The organism is Actinocatenispora rupis, from assembly GCF_016861975.1.
Classification (GTDB): Bacteria; Actinomycetota; Actinomycetes; order Mycobacteriales; family Micromonosporaceae; genus Actinocatenispora; species Actinocatenispora rupis.
Window position 1 is genome coordinate 94,953 of sequence record NZ_BOMB01000021.1, and the last position, 17,335, is coordinate 112,287.

A 17,335-nucleotide genomic window follows, 5' to 3' on the forward strand; every position below is an offset into this window, starting at 1 on the left:
GCCGGGCCCACCCTTCCGCCGCAGGTCACGTACCCGCGGCGGATGTCCGTCGTGCCCCGGGGCACGACGGACACACCCGTACCGTCGACGCGCCGAAAACCCGGCGGCGGGGGAACGGTGCCGTCAGCCGGCGTCGGCGAGCGCGGCCAGGGCCGCCGTACCGAGCCGGCCCGGGTCCGCGGCGATCGCGGCCATCGGCAGTTCACGGTGACCGGCGTGGGGCAGCAGCCGGGCCCAGTCGCGGGCGATGCCGGCCGGATGCACCGGATCGTCGACGAACCCGACCACCCCCGCCGCGGTACGGATGCGCGCCAGTCCGGCCGCGTCCGGCGCCGCCGCCGACGCCGCGGCCAGCAGGGTGTCCACCAGCTCGTCCGGCCGGTACCGCGACCAACCGGACACCAGTTCGGCGCCCAGCCAGCCCGGCGTGTGCGCTCGGGTGCGGGCGAGCGTCGCGGCGAGCCCGTCCCGTCGTACGGCGAGGGCGCCGGCCCGGCTGAGCGCGGCGGCCGGGGTGTCGGCGCCGGGGCGGCCGAGCCACCCGGGCAGCGCGACGACCAGCCCCCGGATACCGGCACCGTACGGGTCAGCGGCCCGTACGGTCCCACGTCCGTTCTCCACCAGCCAGCGCGCGGCGAGATGCGCGCCGAGGCTGATCCCACCCACCAGCAGCGGCCGGTACCGCCGGACCGCGGCTCCGAGCTGCCCGTACCAGGCGGTCAGTGGATCCGGGCCGCGCGGCGGGTCGCCGGTGACCAGTGCGTACCCGGCGGCGGTCAGGGCGGGGCCGAAGGTGGCGGCCACGAAGTCCCCGGTCGAGGCCGTTCCGGGGAGAAGTACGGCGGCCGGTCGGCCGCGGATTCCGTCGACCGGGCACAGCGCCATGTCACGTCCGTTTCCGGTCATCTCGTCCCATCATTTCGTCGGACCCAGGGCGTACGCTTGCTGCACGGCGGCACGCCGGAGGAGGTGTCAGTACGGTCATGACGACCGGTCAACGGGAGTCGACCATCAAGCGATTCCTGCGTCGGCTCGCCGCGAGCGATGCCGAGCTGGAGGCGGAGGATCTCCAGCGGGAGAGCGCGGAGTCCGGCTGCACGCCGGCGCGGACCTGTGCTCGGGGGCAGCTCGTCACCGTCTCGGGACGGCTGCGTACGGTGGTCTACACGCCCCGGACGAACCTGCCGACCCTGGAGGCCGACCTGTTCGACGGGAGCGACGTGGTCACGCTGGTCTGGCTGGGCCGCCGGCACATCGCCGGCATCGAGCCGGGTCGGATGCTGACGGTCCGCGGCCGGGTCGCCGTCCGCGACGACCGCAAGGTCATCTACAACCCGTACTACGAGCTTGAGACGCCGAGGTGAGCGTGTGCCGACCGACGAGCGCGCCGGGTCCGCGCCGGCCGACGACCCACGGCTGGAGCCGCCGCTCGACCCGGCCCTCGACGGCGCGCTGAACGAGGCGCTCGACGACCTGGCCGTCGAGGCGCTGACCGGCGACCCGGCCGACGACCGTACCGGTGAGGTACCGGCGGAGGAGGGTGGTGGGGCCGGCGACGGTGAGCGGCCGGAGGCGACGTTCTCGGAGCAGATCGCCGACCAGCTCGGCGGCGTCCGCGGCGTGGTCGAGTCGTGTATCCCGGTGCTCGTGTTCATCGGTGTCAACATCGCGGTCTCGCTGCGTCCCGCGCTGATCGCCGCGGTGGCCGTGGCGGTGCTGATCGGCGCGTTCCGGCTGATCCGGCGCCAGCCCGTGCGGCACGCGGTGAACGGCCTGTTCGGCATCGCGCTGGGCGGCGTCATCGCCTGGAAGACCGGACACGCCAAGGACTTCTACCTCCCCGGCATCTTCATCGCCTTCGGCTACGCGGCGGCACTGCTCGTGTCGATGATCGCCCGACGCCCCCTCATCGGGTACGTCTGGGGTGTCGTCATGACGCGCGGGCGGCACACCTGGCGGGACAGCGCCGTACTGCTGCGCACGTTCCAGTGGCTGACGCTGCTGTGGGCCGGCTGCTTCGTACTGCGGGGCGCCGTCCAGGGCGCGCTCTACTACGCGGACCAGACCACGCTGCTCGGCGTGAGCCGGATCGCGCTGTCCTGGCCGCTGTACGTCGTGCAGCTCGCGGTCACGCTCTGGGCCGCCCGCCGCGCCGGCCGTCGCGAAGCCTGACCACGCCGAAGCCTGACCCCGCCTGACCCCGCTGGGCGGCGCCGGTCAGGGCTGCTTGACGGCGCCGAGGATGACCCGGCGTACCTCGGGCTCGACCTCGGGGACGCAGACGAACACCAGCTCGTCGCCGGCCTCGACCGGATCGTCGGGGCTGGGTACGAGGACCCGCTTGCCGCGCACGATGCTGACCAGCGCCGTGTCGTGCGGCAGCGGTACGTCCCGGACGGGCTTGCCGACGTGCGGGCCGCCGTCCGGCAGGGTGATCTCGACGAGGTTGGCCTGGCCCTGCCGGAAGCTCATCAGCCGCACCAGGTCGCCGACGCTGACGGCCTCCTCGACCAGTGCGGCCATCAGCCGCGGCTTGGAGACGGAGACGTCGACGCCCCACTGTTCGGTGAACAGCCACTCGTTCTCGGCGCGGTTGACGCGGGCGACGACCCGGTTCACCGCGAACTCGGTCTTGGCGAGCAGCGAGACCACCAGGTTGACCTTGTCGTCGCCGGTCGCGGCGACCACCACGTCGCAGGTGTCCAGCTCGGCGTCGGTGAGGCTGGAGACCTCGCAGGCGTCCGCGAGGACCCATTCGGCGTCGGGTACGCGCTCCGGGCGGATGGCCGTCGGTGCCCGCTCGATGAGCATCACCTGGTGGCCCTTGTCGATCAGTTCCTGGGCGATCGAACGTCCGACGTTGCCCGCGCCGGCGATGGCGACTCGCATGGCTTCTCCGTTCAGTGCGCGGCTTCCGCCGGGGCGGTACCCGCGACCCGGGCGACGGTCTCCTGCATGTCGTCGGTGACCAGGAAGAACACCTGGTCGCCGTCCTGCAGTACGGCGGACTTGGTCGGCAGGGTGCCGATCCCGAACCGCATCACGTACGCCACGCGGGCGCCGGTCGCCTCCTCCAGTGCACGTACCGGATGGGCGATCCAGCCCGGGTCGAGCGGCACCTCGACGACGGCGACGGAGTTCGTCGGGTCGCGCCACATCTCGACGTGGCCCTCCGGCAGCATGTGCCGCAGGATCCGGTCGGCGGTCCACCGCACGGTGGCGACCGTGGGGATGCCGAGCCGCTCGTACACCTCGGCGCGGCGCGGGTCGTAGATGCGGGCGACGACGTTGTTCACGCCGAACGTCTCGCGGGCGACCCGGGCGGCGATGATGTTCGAGTTGTCACCGGACGAGACGGCCGCGAACGCGTCGGCCCGTTCGATCCCGGACTCGACGAGCACCTGCTGGTCGAAACCGGTCCCGGTGATGGTGATGCCACCGAAGTCGTCACCGAGGCGCCGGAACGCGTCCGGGTTCTGGTCGATCACGGCGACCGAATGGCCGCGGGCCTCCAGGCTGTGCGCGAGGGTCGACCCGACCCGGCCACAGCCCATGATCACGACGTGCACTCGGCCTCCCGCGCTCGACCGCCTGGCGAATTCGAGTATCCGACATCGGTGGCCAGACGCGCCGGCCGCCTGCGCGACGGTACACGGCGGGCGCCCTCCGGGCCGGGACCGGCCCGCGCGGCACGGCCGGGGCGCGGGTCGTGACCGCGGATCGTAGGCTTTCGCTCGTGAAGTCTCCGACCTCGTTGCTGAAGCGGCTGGTGGTGGGGCGGCCGTTCCGCTCCGACCGGCTCCAGCACACCCTGCTGCCGAAGCGCATCGCGCTGCCGGTGTTCGCCTCCGACGCGCTGTCCTCGGTGGCGTACGCGCCGGACGAGATCCTGCTGACGCTGTCGGTGGCGGGCGGTGCCGCGGTCGTCTTCTCGCCGTGGATCGCGCTGGCGGTCGCCGTCGTCATGATCACCGTGGTGGCGAGCTACCGGCAGAACGTGCACGCCTATCCGTCCGGCGGCGGTGACTACGAGGTCACCACCGTGAACCTGGGCCGAAAGTTCGGCCTGGCGGTGGGCAGCGCGCTGATGGTCGACTACGTGCTGACCGTGGCCGTGTCGACCTCGTCCGGCATCGCGAACATCGGCTCGGCGATCCCGTTCATCTCCACGCACAAGGTGGTCATCGCGGTCGTCTGCGTACTCGTGCTGACCGCGGCGAACCTGCGCGGGCTGAAGGAGTCCGGCACCGCGTTCGCCATCCCGACGTACGCGTTCATGGTGGCGATCCTGGGCATGGTCGGCGTCGGCCTGTTCCGGATCTTCGTACTGGGGCAGGACGTCCGGGCGGAGAGCGCCGGGTTCGGCCTGAAGGCGGAGCACTCGTACACCGGGTTCGCGTTCTTCTTCCTGCTGTTGCGCGGGTTCTCGTCCGGGTCGGCGGCGCTGACCGGGGTCGAGGCGATCTCCAACGGGGTGCCCGCGTTCAAGAAGCCGAAGAGCCGGAACGCCGCGACCACGTTGCTGCTGCTCGGTGTCCTGGCGATCACGATGCTGGTCGGCATCGTCATGCTGTCCCGGCTGACCGGCGTGAAGATCGTGGACGACCCGGCCACCCAGCTGACCGGCGCGCCCGCGAACTACGAGCAGAAGACGGTGACGGCGCAGCTCGCGCACGCCGTGTTCGCCGGCTTCACCCCCGGCTTCTACGTGGTCGCCGCGGTCACCGCGATCATCCTGCTGCTGGCCGCGAACACCGCGTTCAACGGGTTCCCGGTGCTGGGGTCGATCCTGGCGCAGGACCGGTTCCTCCCGCGGCAGCTGCACACCCGCGGCGACCGCCTGGCGTACTCGAACGGGATCCTGTTCCTGGCGGCGTTCGCGATCGTGCTGATCGTGGCGTTCGAGGCCAACCCGACGCACCTGATCCAGCTGTACATCGTGGGCGTGTTCGTGTCGTTCACGCTGTCGCAGACGGGCATGCTGCGGCACTGGAACCGGCTGCTGCGCACCGAACGCGACCCGGCCGTACGGCGGCGGATGATCCGGTCCCGCGCGATCAACGGGTTCGGCGCCTGCCTGACCGCGATCGTGCTGGTGATCGTGCTGGTGACCAAGTTCCTGGCGGGCGCGTGGATCGCGATCGCCGCGATGGCCGTCATCTACGCGCTGATGGTCGGCATCCGCAAGCACTACGACCGGGTCGCGCGCGAACTCGTCCCGCCGGACGAGCGCGGCGTGCTGCCCGCCCGCAACCACGCCGTCGTCCTCGTCAGCCAGCTGCACCTGCCGACGCTGCGCGCCGTGCAGTACGCGCGGGCGACGCGGCCGGACACGCTGACCGCGGTGACCGTCAACGTCGACGAGGCCGACACCCGCCGCCTCCAGAACGAGTGGGAGGAAAGGGAACTGCCCGTCCCGCTCACCGTCATCGACTCGCCGTTCCGGGAGATCACCCGCCCGATCATCGGGTACGTGCAGAACCTGCGCCGCGCCTCGCCGCGCGACGTGGTCACCGTCTTCATCCCGGAGTACGTGGTGGGCAAGTGGTGGGAACACCTGCTGCACAACCAGTCCGCGCTCCGGATCAAGGCGCGGCTGCTGTTCGAGCCGGGCGTGATGGTGACGAGCGTGCCGTGGCAGCTCGCCTCCACCGAGAACAAGAACCTCACCCGGTACGACCGGCGGCTGAAGCGCGGCGTGGTCCGCGGACCGCAGCCCGGCGGTACCGACGGGACCGAGCCCGGCTCGGCCGACGACCTGGTGCTGCGCAAGTGACCGGCGCCGCCAGCCCCGACCGTGCGACCCCCGGCGAGCCCGGAAACGCCGCCGTACCAACGGATCGCGCGCCCGGCGACCACCCCGGTCGGGCCGGGGACGGTGCGGTTGAGCCGGATCGTGCCGCGGACCCCGAGCGGGCGCACGACGAGGCGACTGCCGGTCGGGCCGGGAACGGTGCGGTTGAGCCGGATCGTACGTCGGACGCCGGGCGTGGGACCGGCGGGCCGGTCGTGGGGGACGTGCTGCGGCTGGCGGTGGAACGGGTCGCGCACGGTGGGCACTGCGTGGCGCGGTACGAGGGGCGGGTCGTGTTCGTCCGGCACACGTTGCCGGGGGAGCGGGTCGACGCCCGCGTCACCGAGGTACGTTCCGGTTTCCTGCGCGCCGACACCGTCGAGGTCCTGACACCGGCGGCCGGCCGCGTCACGCCGCCGTGCCCGTACGCGGGGGACTGTGGGGGGTGCGACTGGCAGCACGCGGCGCCGGCGACGCAGCGCGAGCTGAAGGCGGTCACGGTCGCGGAGCTGCTCACCCGGCTGGGCCGGCTCGACCCGGCCGAGGTCGACGCGTTGGGCGTCACGGTCGAGGAGCTGCCCGGCGGTCCGCTCGACTGGCGCACCCGCGTCCGGTACGCGGTGGCCCGTGACGGCCGGCCCGGTCTGCGCGCACACCGTTCGCACCGGGTGGTGGCGGTGGACGCCTGCCCGATCGCCACCCCGGCGGTACGCGAGCTGCCGGTCACCGACCGCCGCTGGCACCCGCGTACGGAGCTGTCGGTGGTGAGTTCGTCGGCGGGTGACCCGGCCGTACTGGAGCACCGGTCGGTCCGCGGCCGCACCGTGACCCGCCGGGCGTACGGCGTGGGCGAGGTCGTCGAACGGGCGGTGGGGCGCGAGTTCCGGGTGCCGGCGGAGGCGTTCTGGCAGGTGCATCCGGCGGCGCCGGACACGCTGGCGGACGCGGCCCTGGACCTGCTGGCGCCGCGACCCGGCGAACGCTGCTGGGACCTGTACGGCGGGGTCGGCCTGTTCAGCGCCGCGCTCGCCGCAGCGGTCGGCCCGGACGGCGCGGTCACCCTGGTCGAGTCCGGACGCTCCGCGGTCGCCGCCGCGGCGCACAACCTGGGCGACCTGCCGGCCGTGCGTACCGTGGCGGGGCGGGTCGAACGGGTACTGCCGACCCTCGGCGACGTCGACGTGGTGCTGCTGGACCCGCCGCGGTCCGGCGCCGGCCGGGAGGTCGTCACCGCGCTCGCCGGCGCCGCGCCGCGCGCGATCTGTTACGTGGCATGCGATCCGGCCGCGCTCGCCCGCGACGCCGGCACGTTCGCCGGGCTCGGGTGGCGGCTGACGACGCTGCGCGCGTTCGACGCGTTCCCGATGACGCAGCACGTCGAGTGCGTCGCGCTGTTCACCCCGGCGGACTGAGGCGTGCCCCGGACCCGCGCCGAACGCCGCCGCGACACCCTGCACCTGCTGGAGACCACCGTCGACGCGTGGGTGGCGACCGCCGACGGCGAGCCGTACCTGGTGCCCCTGTCGTACCGGTGGGACGGCTCGACGCTGCTGCTCGCCACCGGCGCCGACACACCGACCGCCCGGAACCTCACCGCCACCGGCGAGGTACGCCTCGGGCTCGGCGCGACGCGCGACGTCGTCCTCGTCGACGGCACCATCGACGTACTGGCGGCGGCCGACCTGCCACCCGGCGAGCTCGACGCGTTCGCCGCGGCGACCGGCTTCGACCCGCGCCGGATCACCACGCCCTACCGGTACTTCCGGGTCCGGCCGCGGCGGATCCGGGCGTGGCGCGAGTCGCCCGTGGAGGCCCGCCAGGACCTGATGCGCGACGGCCACTGGATCCCGGACTGACCGACCGCCGACGGGCGACGAGCCCGCGCAGGTCGGCTGCTGGGCACGAGGCGGGCGTCGCCGGCGCCGCCGGACACCCGACGGGCGACAGCGGTACGGGAGGCCGGACGAGTCGGCGGGCGGGGCGCCGGTTCACCGCATAGGCTGGCGAACCGTGACGGACTGGATGTCGCTGCTGCCGGAGCCGCTCGCGCCGGGACTGACCGAGGAGTACCTGGACGAGGTCGAGTCCCGGTACGGGTTCCGCTTCGCCGCCGACCACCGCGAGATGCTGGCGGCCGCGCTGCCGGTCGGCCCGGGGTTCCCGGACTGGCGCACCGACTCCGACGACCTGCGGCGGCGGCTCGTCGCCCCGGCCGACGGCGTGCTGTTCGACGTCGAGCACAACGCCTTCTGGTACGACGGCTGGGGTGCGCGGCCGTCCGGGGACGCGGCGGCGCGGGCGGTGGCGGTGGAGCGGCTGGCGGCGGCCCCGCCCCTGGTCCCCGTGTACGGCCACCGGTACCTGCCGGGCACCGGTGGCGGGGCCGGTCATCCCGTGCTGTCGGTGCACCAGACGGACATCGTCGTGTACGGCGCGGACCTGCCCCGCTACCTGCGGGCCGAGTTCGGCGCCGGTACGGGCGCGGACCTGACGGCGGGCGCGGTGTGCACCGTACCGTTCTGGTCCGACCTGGTGTCCTGAGTCAGGCGGCGGCGGCGCGCAGCGGCAGCCGGAGCCGGATCCCCTCGCCGCGCAGCGAGCGCCGGAACCACAGCAGCGACACCACGATCGCCAGCGCGATCAGCGCGTACGACACGGCGGTGCCGACGAGCAGGTACGAGCCGAGGCTTGCGTTCGCGAGCATCCACAGCGTGAGCGCGCCGCTGGCCAGGAACACCGACGACCACAGCACGGACACCCGGTGGAAGAACCGCTTCACCCGCGGGTTGCCGGTCAGCGCGGGCGGGAAGACGCAGAAGTCCCCGGCGAGCTTCGCGATCAGCGACCGCCGGAACGGCAGCAGCGCCACGAACGCCAGCCCGATCACGAAGTCCTGTAGTGACGGGGACAGGAAGTACAGGAAGACGCTGCCGGTGGCGAACCCGACGGCGGTGCGGACCACGAGCAGACCGGTCATCAGCGCCAGTACGGTCGGGATGGGTCGGCGGGTCACGGCGCGCCAGCCCAGCGCGGCCAGCGACCAGCCGAGCGCGGCGAACAGCGCACCGTGCAGCCCGGCGAACGTCATCGCCAGGTAGAACAACCCGAGCGGGATGAGCGTGGCCTCCAGCAGGTGCTTCACGCCGTGGCGCAGGTGTACGCCCAGCGCGGGCAGGTGGATGGTGGTGTGCTCGGACATGCGCGGGACTGGCCCCTCTCGGATCCGCGGGCCCCGGACGCTCGCGGGCGGCCGGCCGTCGTCGGGGTCTGCCCGTAGGGGTTCACCCGGTGTTGCCGCAGGGTAGCCGATGTGCGCCCGGTCGGGCCAGCTCGGCGGCGGTCAGCGGGCCCGGAGCCGCAGCGGGCCCGTGCCGTCGACCACCAGGTACGACAGGTCGGGCAGGACGAGGTCGGCCTTCAGCTCGTCCGCCCGGTGCGTACTGACCACGCCGAGGGTGCCGGCGCCGGCGGCCCGGGCGGCGGTCAGCCCGGCCGGCGCGTCCTCCACCACCACGCACCGCTCCGGCGGTACGCCCAGCAGCGCCGCACCCGCCAGGTACGGCTCCGGGTCGGGCTTGCCGCGGCGGACGTCGTCCGCGGTCACGAAGCGCTCCGGTACGAGCAGGCCGGCGGCCCGGATCCGTTTGGTGGCAAGGGATCGGACGCCCGAGGTGACGATCGTCCAGCGGTCGGCGGGCAGCTCGGCGAGCAGTCGCGCGGCCCCCGGCAGCGGTACGACACCGTCGACGTCGGCCAGCTCCAGCTCCTCGATCCGCCGGACCGCGCCGGCCACCCGCTCGGCGGGCAGCAGGTCGGCGACGAGTTCCGCCGCGGTACGCCCGTGCGCGTGCACGGACCGGAACTGCGCCTCCGTCACCCCGTGCTCCACGGCCCAGCGGGTCCAGGCGCGTACGACCGCGGGGGTCGAGTCCACGAGGGTGCCGTCGAGGTCGAACAGGAGGGCGTCGGCGGTGAGATCCACGGCGTCAACGCTACCGACGCGTACCGGGGGATCCGGGGTGCCGGGGGCGTGAGGTGCCGCACCGGGCCGGGGCGCGGGCTGGATTCGCCTCTTGACGGATGTATGTAGCGGTGGAGCACCATAGCTTCGGTTCTTGTAGACAAGCCCGACACCGAACGCCCCGCGCACCGCACCCGGTGTCGCGGCCAGGGAGGAGAACGAGCGGATGCCTGCCTCCGACGGACACCCGCCCGGATCGCAGCCGTCGCTGCACCGGGCGAACGTGACCCGCGTCCTGCGGGCGGTCCGGGCCGCCGGCACCCTCAGCCAGGCCGAGATCTCCCGCCGTACCGGGCTGTCCGCGGCGACGGTGTCGAACATCGTGCACGAACTCGCCGACTCCGGCCCGGTCGAGGTGGAGACCGCGTCGGTCGGCGGCCGGCGGATCCGCCGCGTCACGCTCAGCCGTTCCGCCGGCGCGGTGGTCGGCGTCGACTTCGGCCACTCCCACCTGCGGGTCGCGATCGGCGACCTCTCCCACCGGGTACTCGCGGCCGACCGCGAGCCGGTCGACGTGGACGCCTCGGCCGAGGAGTGCCTGGCCCGCGCCGAGCACATGATCGGCGTACTGCTCGCCGAGAGCGACGTCGAACGCGACCGGGTACTCGCCGTCGGCCTCGGCGTACCGGGGCCGATCGACGTGGAGACCGGCGAGATCGGCTCCAGCGCGCTACTGCCCGGCTGGGTCGGCGTACGCCCGCGCGAAGCTCTCGCGCAACGCCTCGACCTGCCCGTACACGCGGACAACGACGCGAATCTCGGTGCGCTCGGCGAGCTGGTCTTCGGCGCCGGCCGCGACCAGGGCGACCTCGTGTACCTGAAGGTCTCGACCGGGGTGGGCGCCGGGCTGGTGCTGGGCGGGCGGATCTACCACGGCGCCGGCGGTACGGCGGGGGAGATCGGGCACATCACGCTGGACGAGTCGGGCGCGGTGTGCCGGTGCGGCAACCGCGGCTGCCTGGAGACGCACGCGAACGCGAAGTACCTGCTGTCGTTGCTGGCGGACGCGCACGGTCCGGACCTGACGGTGGCCGGGGTGGTGGAGCTGGCCGAGGCCGGCGACCCGGGCTGCCGGCGGGTGCTCGCGGACATCGGGCGGCACCTGGGGATCGGCGTGGCGAGCCTGTGCAACCTGCTCAACCCGCGTACCGCGATCATCGGCGGTGACCTGGCGGGCGCGGGCGACCTGCTGATCGGACCGCTGCGCGAGTCGGTCGCCCGGTACGCGATCCCGAGCGCGGCGCGCCAGTTGCGTGTCGTACCGGGGACGCTGGGCGACCGGGCCGAGGTGCTGGGGGCGCTGGCGCTCGCCATGTCCGAAACGGACCACGCGGTCGTCGGCTGAGCGGCATCATGAACTGTCCGTACGCGGATCATGGCGTGGGGTCGGCGTGTCGGGTTCGAAACGCCGGTCCTTTGTGCACTTCATGATCACCGGGTGATGGGACCGTTCGGTTCGGGAAGATAACGAATGGGCCTGGTTTGGGCGCGAAGCATCTTCACTTATTGACGGTGTTTCGACATGGAGGTTGACTGTCGTGAACCTGGCCGCGCCAGTGCGGCCTGTGTCAGGGAGGTTTCGAGCACGTGAGGACTTACTTGCGTCGCGGGCTCGCCGTCGCCGCTGTCGCCGTGATCGCCGTGGGCGTGTCGGCCTGTGGGAAGGCGAAGCAGTCCGGCGGTAGTGACAATTCCGGCAAGGGCGTGAGCGCCAGCCAGGGCTTCAAGATCGGGATCCTGCTCCCGGAGAGCAAGACGGCACGGTACGAGAAGTTCGACCGGCCGTACCTGGAGCAGGACATCAAGAAGCTCTGTCCGAAGTGCACCATCGAGTACCGGAACGCCAACCAGAACGCGGACACCCAGCGCCAGCAGGTGGACTCGGTGCTGGCCGCCGGCGTCAAGGTGCTCATCCTCGACTCGGTCAACTACAAGTCGATCCAGCCCTCGGTGGCGAAGGCCAAGGCCCAGGGCGTCCCGGTCGTGGCGTACGACCGGCTCGCGACCGGCCCGATCGCCGGGTACTCGTCGTTCGACAACGAGAAGATCGGCGAGCTGCAGGGCACCGCGTTCCTGAAGGCGATCTCCGCCAAGGGCAGCCCGAAGCGCGGCAAGGTGATCCTGGTGAACGGGTCGCCCGACGACCCGAACGCGCCCGACTTCAAGAAGGGCATGCACAAGATCCTGGACGGCAAGGTCAACGTCGGCGCCGAGTACGACACGACGGACTGGAGCCCGGACGGTGCCCGGCAGGAGGTCGGCGGCGCGATCAGCAAGATCGGCGCGAAGAACGTGATCGGTGTGTACGCCGCGAACGACGGCATGGCCGGTGGCGCGATCGCCGCGCTGAAGTCCGCCGGCGTCAGCCCGCTCGTACCGGTGACGGGGCAGGACGCCGAGCTGGCGGGTCTGCAGCGCATCCTCGCGGGCGAGCAGTACGCGACGATCTACAAGTCGATCAAGCCGCAGGCGCAGGCCGCCGCGGAGATGGCCGTGGCGTTCGCGCAGGGCAAGAAGTGGACCAACGGCAGCGACACCGTCAACAACGGCACGGTCAGCGTGCCGGCGAAGATCGTCCCGGCGACCACGGTCACCAAGGACAACATCGAGTCGACGGTCGTCGCCGACGGGTACTGGAAGGCGTCCGAGATCTGCACGCCGGCGTTCGCCAAGGACTGCGCGGCGGCGGGCGTCAAGTAGGCGGTGGTCGCGGGCGGGGCCGCAGCGGTCCCGCTCCGCGGCGCCGTACGGCGTGACCTGGCGGTCCACAGTGGACCGTCCGAAGTGGACGTACCGGGTTCCGGTGCCGTGGTCCGGCGCCGGGGCCCACTTGCTCCGACGGGAGTGGTGAGAGGTGACAGGCCAAGCTGCCCGGACCGATCCACCGGTACTGGCGCTGCGCGGGGTGTCGAAACGGTTCGGCGCGGTACAGGCGCTCACGGCGGTGGACCTGGAGGTACACGCCGGTGAGGTCGTCGCGCTGGTGGGTGACAACGGTGCCGGCAAGTCGACGCTGGTGAAGGCGATCTCCGGGGTCACCACCGCGGACGAGGGCGCCATCGAGTTCGAGGGCAGGCCGGTGCACATCGGCAGGCCGCACGACGCGCAGGCGCTCGGCATCGCGACCGTCTACCAGGACCTCGCGCTAGCCGACAACCTGGACGTGGTGGGAAACCTGTTCCTGGGCCGGGAGGTCCGGCGGTTCGGCGTACTCGACGAGGTCGAGATGGAACGCCGGTCGCGGGAGCTGCTCGACACGCTGTCGATCAAGATCCCGAGCGTACGGATCCCGGTCGCGTCGCTGTCCGGCGGTCAGCGGCAGACGGTGGCGATCTCCCGGTCGCTGCTCGGCGACCCGAAGATCGTGATCCTGGACGAGCCGACCGCCGCGCTCGGCGTCGAGCAGACCGCCCAGGTACTCGACCTGGTCGAGCGGCTGCGCGACCGCGGTCTCGGCGTGATCCTGATCAGCCACAACATGGCCGACGTACGCGCGGTCGCGGACCGGGTGGCGGTGCTGCGGCTGGGTCGTAACAACGGGTTCTTCGACGGCCGGGGGACCAGCCAGGAGGAGATCATCTCGGCGATCACCGGCGCCACGGACAACGCGGTGACCCGCCGCGCCGCCCGCAGCGCCGAACCGGGCGCGGCCGACGCCGACCCGGTGGCCGCGGAGACCAGCGGGACGGAGGAGGGCCAGTGACCGCCACCCGAGACGGCGCACCGCAGCCGGCGGTGGTCGTGACCGACCCGCGGCTGGTGGTCCAGCAGCGCGGCCTCTCCGGGTACCTGAGCGAGACGTGGCGGCGGATCCGCGGCGGCGAGCTCGGGTCGATCCCGGTCGTGATCGGCCTGATCATCATCTGGGCGATCTTCCAGACGATGAACTCGGGCTTCCTCGCACCCGGGTACCTGAGCCAGATCAGCGTCGACATCGTCGCCACCGGCATGATGGCGACGGGCATCGTGTTCGTGCTGCTGCTCGGCGAAATCGACCTGTCGATCGGGTCGGTGTCGGGCGCGTGCGCGGCGATCCTCGCGGTCGCCAACCAGCGCTGGGGTTTCAGCGAGTGGGAGTCCATCCTGATGGCCGTGGTGGTGGGCCTCGCGATGGGTCTGATCCACGGGTTCTTCTTCGCGAAGATCGGCGTACCGGCGTTCATCGTGACGCTGGCCGGTCTGCTCGGCTGGCTGGGCTTCATGCTGTGGGTGCTCGGCTCGACCGGGTCGTACAACCTGTCCAACACCGACGGGCTGATCGACCGGCTGACCGGCACCTACTTCGCGGAGACCTTCTGGGCGTACGGGTTGGCCGGGGTGGTCACCGTCGGATACCTGGCGGTGTGCCTGTACGGGTGGCGCCGCCGGGTGAAGGCGGGCATCCCGACCCGGCGGCCGGTGGAGATCATCGTCCGGTCGGTACTGCTCGGCGTGGTGCTGTTCGGCATCGCCGTGGTGTTCAACCAGGCCCGCGGCCTGCCGCTGGCGCCGGTCATCTTCCTGGTGTTCGTGGTCGGGCTGGACTTCGTGCTGCGGCACACCAGCTACGGCCGCAAGGTGTTCGCGGTCGGCGGGAACGTCGAGGCCGCGCGCCGTGCCGGCATCAACGTGACGGCGATCCGGATCAGCGTGTTCGCGATCTCCGGCACGATGGCGGCGATCGGCGGCGTCTTCTTCGCCTCGGTCAACCAGAACATCACCAAGTCCGGTACCGGGCAGGACATCCTGATGGACGCGATCGCCGCGGCCGTCATCGGTGGTACGAGCCTGTTCGGTGGGCGGGGCAGCACGTACTCGGCGCTGCTCGGTGTGCTGGTCATCCAGTCGATCGCGGCGGGCATGAACCTGGTCGGCATCACCGACTACGCGCAGTACATGGTGACGGGTGTGGTTCTGCTGGCGGCCGTGGTGATCGACTCGATCTCCCGGCGCAGCCAGCGCGCGTCCGGCCGAGCCTGAGGTACTCCGGAGCGGCGCGTCGACCTGCGTCGGCGCGCCGCTTCACCGTCTCCTGATGTCCCTTACCAGCTTTTTGCCCGCCGTGGCACAAACGAGGGATCTGCATGCTTTGCCGGTGACGGTACGTTTCCGGCAGCGCCAGATCGGCGGACGGAAACACAGAGGGGGACGAAGCGGTGAGTGACTACGAGGAGAACGGCGTCGACTACTCGGTGAGCGAGGACTCCAGCGGGGAGTACCACGTGGAGGGTAGCGACGGCAGCTCCTACACCGTGGACCAGAACTCCGAGGGTGGGTACTCGGTCGAGGGCCACGACGCCAGCGGGGACTACGTCGCCGGCGACACCGACAGCAGCGGCAACGTGGTCGACGCCGGTTCCGCGCACGAGAACGCCGACGGCAGCTACGACGTGAACGCGCAGGACCAGTACGGGGACCAGGCGAGCGAGCACGTCGACGCGAACGGCAACGTCACCAGCGCGTCGGAGTACGACTCGTCGACGGGGACGTACAGCGAGGCGGACTCGAACGGCGACGGCACCTACAACTACAGCAGCAACTGACGCGTACCGGACGGTGGTCGGCATCGCGCCGGCCACCGTCCGTCGTCACACCAGGTGGCAGGCGACCGCGCGGTCACCGCGCACCGTGAGTACCGGTTCGTCGGTACGGCAGGCGTCCTCGGCGATCGGGCAGCGCGGGTGGAAGCGGCAGCCGGACGGCGGTGCGGCCGGGTCGGGCACCTCGCCGCGCAACGTACGGTGGGCGCGGCCGGACTCGACCGCGGGGTCCGCGACCGGCACCGCGTCGTGCAGCGACCGGGTGTACGGATGAAGCGGCTCGTCGGAGACGTCGCGCCAGCCGCCCGTCTCCACGATCTTTCCCAGGTACATCACGGCGATGCGGTCGCACAGGTGCCGCACCATGCCCAGGTCGTGCGAGATGAACACGTACGTCAGGCCGAGCGAGGCGCGCAGCGACGCGAGCAGGTTCATCACCTCGGCACGTACCGAGACGTCGAGCGCGGAGACCGGCTCGTCCAGGACGAGGACGCGGGGTTCGACGGCGAGGGCGCGGGCGATGCCGACCCGCTGGCGCTGTCCGCCGGACAGCTGGTGCGGGTACCGGTCGGCGACGGATCCGGGCAGCCCCACCATGTCCAGCAGGTCGGCGACCCGGCCGGCGACCGTCCCGCCCCGCGCCAGCCTGTGTACGGTCAGCACCTCGGCGAGGGTCGCCGCGATCCGGCGCCGCGGGTTCAGCGACGCGTACGGGTCCTGGAACACGAGCTGGATCGTCCGGCGCAGCTGGCGCAGGTGCGGTCCGCGGGCCGTACGCACGTCGATGCCGCCGACGCTGAGGGCCCCGCCGTCCGCGCGTTCCAGGGCGACGAGCAGCTTCGCGGTGGTGGACTTGCCGCAGCCGGACTCGCCGACCAGGCCGAGCGTCTCGCCCTCGGCCACCGAGAACGTCACGCCGTCGACCGCGCGTACGACGCCGTCACCGGTCCGGTAGTGCCGGACCAGGTCGGTCACCTCGATCATGCTGGCTCCTCCATCGCGTCGCCGCGCACGCCCCACCGCTCCCGGGGTACGAAACAGGCGGTGTCGGAACCGCCGCGGTGCACCGGCTCGGGTTCGCCGGTGGCGCACCGGTCCTCGCGGTACGCGCAGCGCGGCTCGAACGGGCAGCCGGCCGGCAGCGCGGCCAGATCCGGTGGTGCGCCGCCGATCTGGGGCAGCGGTCCGCGTTCGGTGTCGGTCGGCGACGGGATCGACGCGAGCAGGGCCGCCGAGTACGGGTGCTGCGGGGCTGCGAACAGCTCGCGGGTGCCGGCCTGTTCGGCGACGCGGCCGGCGTACATGACGGCGACGCGGGCCGCGATCCGTGCCACCACACCGAGATCGTGCGTGATCCACAGGACGGCGAGGTCGTGCTCGGTACGCAGTTCGTCGACGAGGGCGAGGATCTGCTGCTGGATCGTCACGTCGAGCGCGGTCGTCGGCTCGTCCGCGATGAGTACGCGGGGGCGGAGGGCGAGCGCGCTGGCGATGACGACCCGCTGCCGCTGCCCGCCGGACAGCCGGTGCGGGTAGCTGCGCGCGATGCGGTCCGGCTTCGGCAGCCCGACCTCCTCGATCGCAGCCAGGGTGCGCCGTTTGGCCTCCGGGCCGCGGATCCCGTGCGCCCGCAGGCCCTCGGCGATCTGCGCGCCGACGGTCATCAGCGGGTTCAGCGCCGTCATCGGGTCCTGGTAGATCATCGCGACGGTACTGCCGCGCCGGGTGCGGCGGTCGCGTTCGCGCAGCGCCACCAGATCCTCGCCGTCGACGAGGATCCGGCCGGACGTGACGCGGGCGCCCTCCGGCAGCAGCCCGAGTACGGACAGGGCGGTGAAGCTCTTGCCGCTGCCCGATTCGCCGACCAGGCCGACGATCTCGCCGGCGTCCACGTCGAGCGAGACCCCGCGTACGACGGGGAGGTCCCGGCCGCGCGAGCGTACGACGGTGTGCAGGTCCTCGATCCGGAGTACCGTCATCGGTCCGCCACCGGCGTGGTGC

The 17,335-nt window shown here is 72.2% G+C and carries 18 protein-coding genes; 11 read left to right on the top strand and 7 right to left on the bottom strand.

Going from position 1 to position 17,335, the window contains the following annotated elements:
• Positions 1–123: 123 nt before the first annotated feature.
• A complete protein-coding gene (locus tag Aru02nite_RS18405) occupies positions 124–906 on the bottom strand; it encodes a hypothetical protein (RefSeq protein ID WP_203659207.1) in 783 nt (260 codons plus the stop codon).
• 77 nt (positions 907–983) lie between these two features.
• Between Aru02nite_RS18405 and Aru02nite_RS18410 the strand changes: the two genes are divergently transcribed.
• Positions 984–1,364, top strand: coding sequence for an OB-fold nucleic acid binding domain-containing protein (locus tag Aru02nite_RS18410; RefSeq protein WP_203659210.1), 381 nt, complete (start codon positions 984–986; stop codon positions 1,362–1,364).
• A gap of 124 nt (positions 1,365–1,488) precedes the next feature.
• Positions 1,489–2,172 (top strand): DUF3159 domain-containing protein, encoded by a 684-nt coding sequence (locus tag Aru02nite_RS18415; protein ID WP_203659691.1) that lies wholly within the window; start codon positions 1,489–1,491, stop codon positions 2,170–2,172.
• 45 nt (positions 2,173–2,217) lie between these two features.
• On the opposite strand, the gene Aru02nite_RS18420 is transcribed toward Aru02nite_RS18415, so the two are convergent.
• Entirely contained in the window at positions 2,218–2,889 is a 672-nt protein-coding gene (locus Aru02nite_RS18420; RefSeq protein ID WP_203659213.1) for a potassium channel family protein, read from the bottom strand.
• A gap of 11 nt (positions 2,890–2,900) precedes the next feature.
• Positions 2,901–3,569 carry a potassium channel family protein gene (locus tag Aru02nite_RS18425; protein ID WP_203659215.1) on the bottom strand — a complete coding sequence of 223 codons (669 nt, stop codon included), beginning with the start codon at positions 3,567–3,569 and terminating at the stop codon, positions 2,901–2,903.
• 167 nt (positions 3,570–3,736) lie between these two features.
• Between Aru02nite_RS18425 and Aru02nite_RS18430 the strand changes: the two genes are divergently transcribed.
• The 4 genes from Aru02nite_RS18430 to Aru02nite_RS18445 all read left to right on the top strand — a co-directional run bounded on the left by Aru02nite_RS18430 (position 3,737) and on the right by Aru02nite_RS18445 (position 8,335).
• Positions 3,737–5,776 (top strand): APC family permease, encoded by a 2,040-nt coding sequence (locus tag Aru02nite_RS18430; RefSeq protein WP_203659218.1) that lies wholly within the window; start codon positions 3,737–3,739, stop codon positions 5,774–5,776.
• Positions 5,777–6,009: 233 nt separating this feature from the next.
• The gene (locus Aru02nite_RS18435; protein WP_203659221.1) at positions 6,010–7,206 is read left to right on the top strand and encodes a class I SAM-dependent RNA methyltransferase; all 1,197 of its coding nucleotides are present in this window, start codon (positions 6,010–6,012) and stop codon (positions 7,204–7,206) included.
• 3 nt (positions 7,207–7,209) lie between these two features.
• A complete protein-coding gene (locus Aru02nite_RS18440; protein WP_203659224.1) occupies positions 7,210–7,650 on the top strand; it encodes a pyridoxamine 5'-phosphate oxidase family protein in 441 nt (146 codons plus the stop codon).
• Between the two features lie 154 nt (positions 7,651–7,804).
• Complete coding sequence (locus Aru02nite_RS18445; protein WP_239076775.1) at positions 7,805–8,335, top strand: hypothetical protein; 531 nt, start codon at positions 7,805–7,807, stop codon at positions 8,333–8,335.
• Position 8,336: 1 nt separating this feature from the next.
• Here Aru02nite_RS18445 and Aru02nite_RS18450 read toward each other — a convergent pair whose 3' ends face one another.
• Positions 8,337–8,993, bottom strand: coding sequence for a VC0807 family protein (locus tag Aru02nite_RS18450; protein WP_203659227.1), 657 nt, complete (start codon positions 8,991–8,993; stop codon positions 8,337–8,339).
• A gap of 141 nt (positions 8,994–9,134) precedes the next feature.
• Positions 9,135–9,776, bottom strand: a complete 642-nt coding sequence (locus Aru02nite_RS36730) for an HAD-IA family hydrolase (protein WP_239076776.1) — start codon at positions 9,774–9,776, stop codon at positions 9,135–9,137.
• 205 nt (positions 9,777–9,981) lie between these two features.
• Here Aru02nite_RS36730 and Aru02nite_RS18460 point away from each other — a divergent pair, with 205 nt between their 5' ends.
• The 5 genes from Aru02nite_RS18460 (at position 9,982) to Aru02nite_RS18480 (ending at position 15,337) form a co-directional block, all read left to right on the top strand.
• Positions 9,982–11,160 (top strand): ROK family transcriptional regulator, encoded by a 1,179-nt coding sequence (locus tag Aru02nite_RS18460; RefSeq protein ID WP_239076777.1) that lies wholly within the window; start codon positions 9,982–9,984, stop codon positions 11,158–11,160.
• Positions 11,161–11,402: 242 nt separating this feature from the next.
• Positions 11,403–12,515, top strand: a complete 1,113-nt coding sequence (locus Aru02nite_RS18465; RefSeq protein WP_203659236.1) for a sugar ABC transporter substrate-binding protein — start codon at positions 11,403–11,405, stop codon at positions 12,513–12,515.
• A 154-nt stretch (positions 12,516–12,669) separates the two neighbouring features.
• Entirely contained in the window at positions 12,670–13,518 is an 849-nt protein-coding gene (locus Aru02nite_RS18470) for an ATP-binding cassette domain-containing protein (protein WP_203659239.1), read from the top strand.
• The gene (locus Aru02nite_RS18475) at positions 13,515–14,774 is read left to right on the top strand and encodes a sugar ABC transporter permease (RefSeq protein ID WP_203659242.1); all 1,260 of its coding nucleotides are present in this window, start codon (positions 13,515–13,517) and stop codon (positions 14,772–14,774) included. Before Aru02nite_RS18470 ends, Aru02nite_RS18475 begins: the two co-directional genes overlap by 4 nt.
• A 176-nt stretch (positions 14,775–14,950) precedes the next feature.
• Positions 14,951–15,337 (top strand): hypothetical protein, encoded by a 387-nt coding sequence (locus tag Aru02nite_RS18480; protein WP_203659245.1) that lies wholly within the window; start codon positions 14,951–14,953, stop codon positions 15,335–15,337.
• A gap of 45 nt (positions 15,338–15,382) precedes the next feature.
• Here Aru02nite_RS18480 and Aru02nite_RS36735 read toward each other — a convergent pair whose 3' ends face one another.
• A complete protein-coding gene (locus Aru02nite_RS36735) occupies positions 15,383–16,318 on the bottom strand; it encodes an ABC transporter ATP-binding protein (protein WP_239076778.1) in 936 nt (311 codons plus the stop codon).
• Complete coding sequence (locus tag Aru02nite_RS36740; RefSeq protein ID WP_239076779.1) at positions 16,315–17,313, bottom strand: ABC transporter ATP-binding protein; 999 nt, start codon at positions 17,311–17,313, stop codon at positions 16,315–16,317. Before Aru02nite_RS36740 ends, Aru02nite_RS36735 begins: the two co-directional genes overlap by 4 nt.
• Positions 17,314–17,335 lie beyond the last annotated feature (22 nt).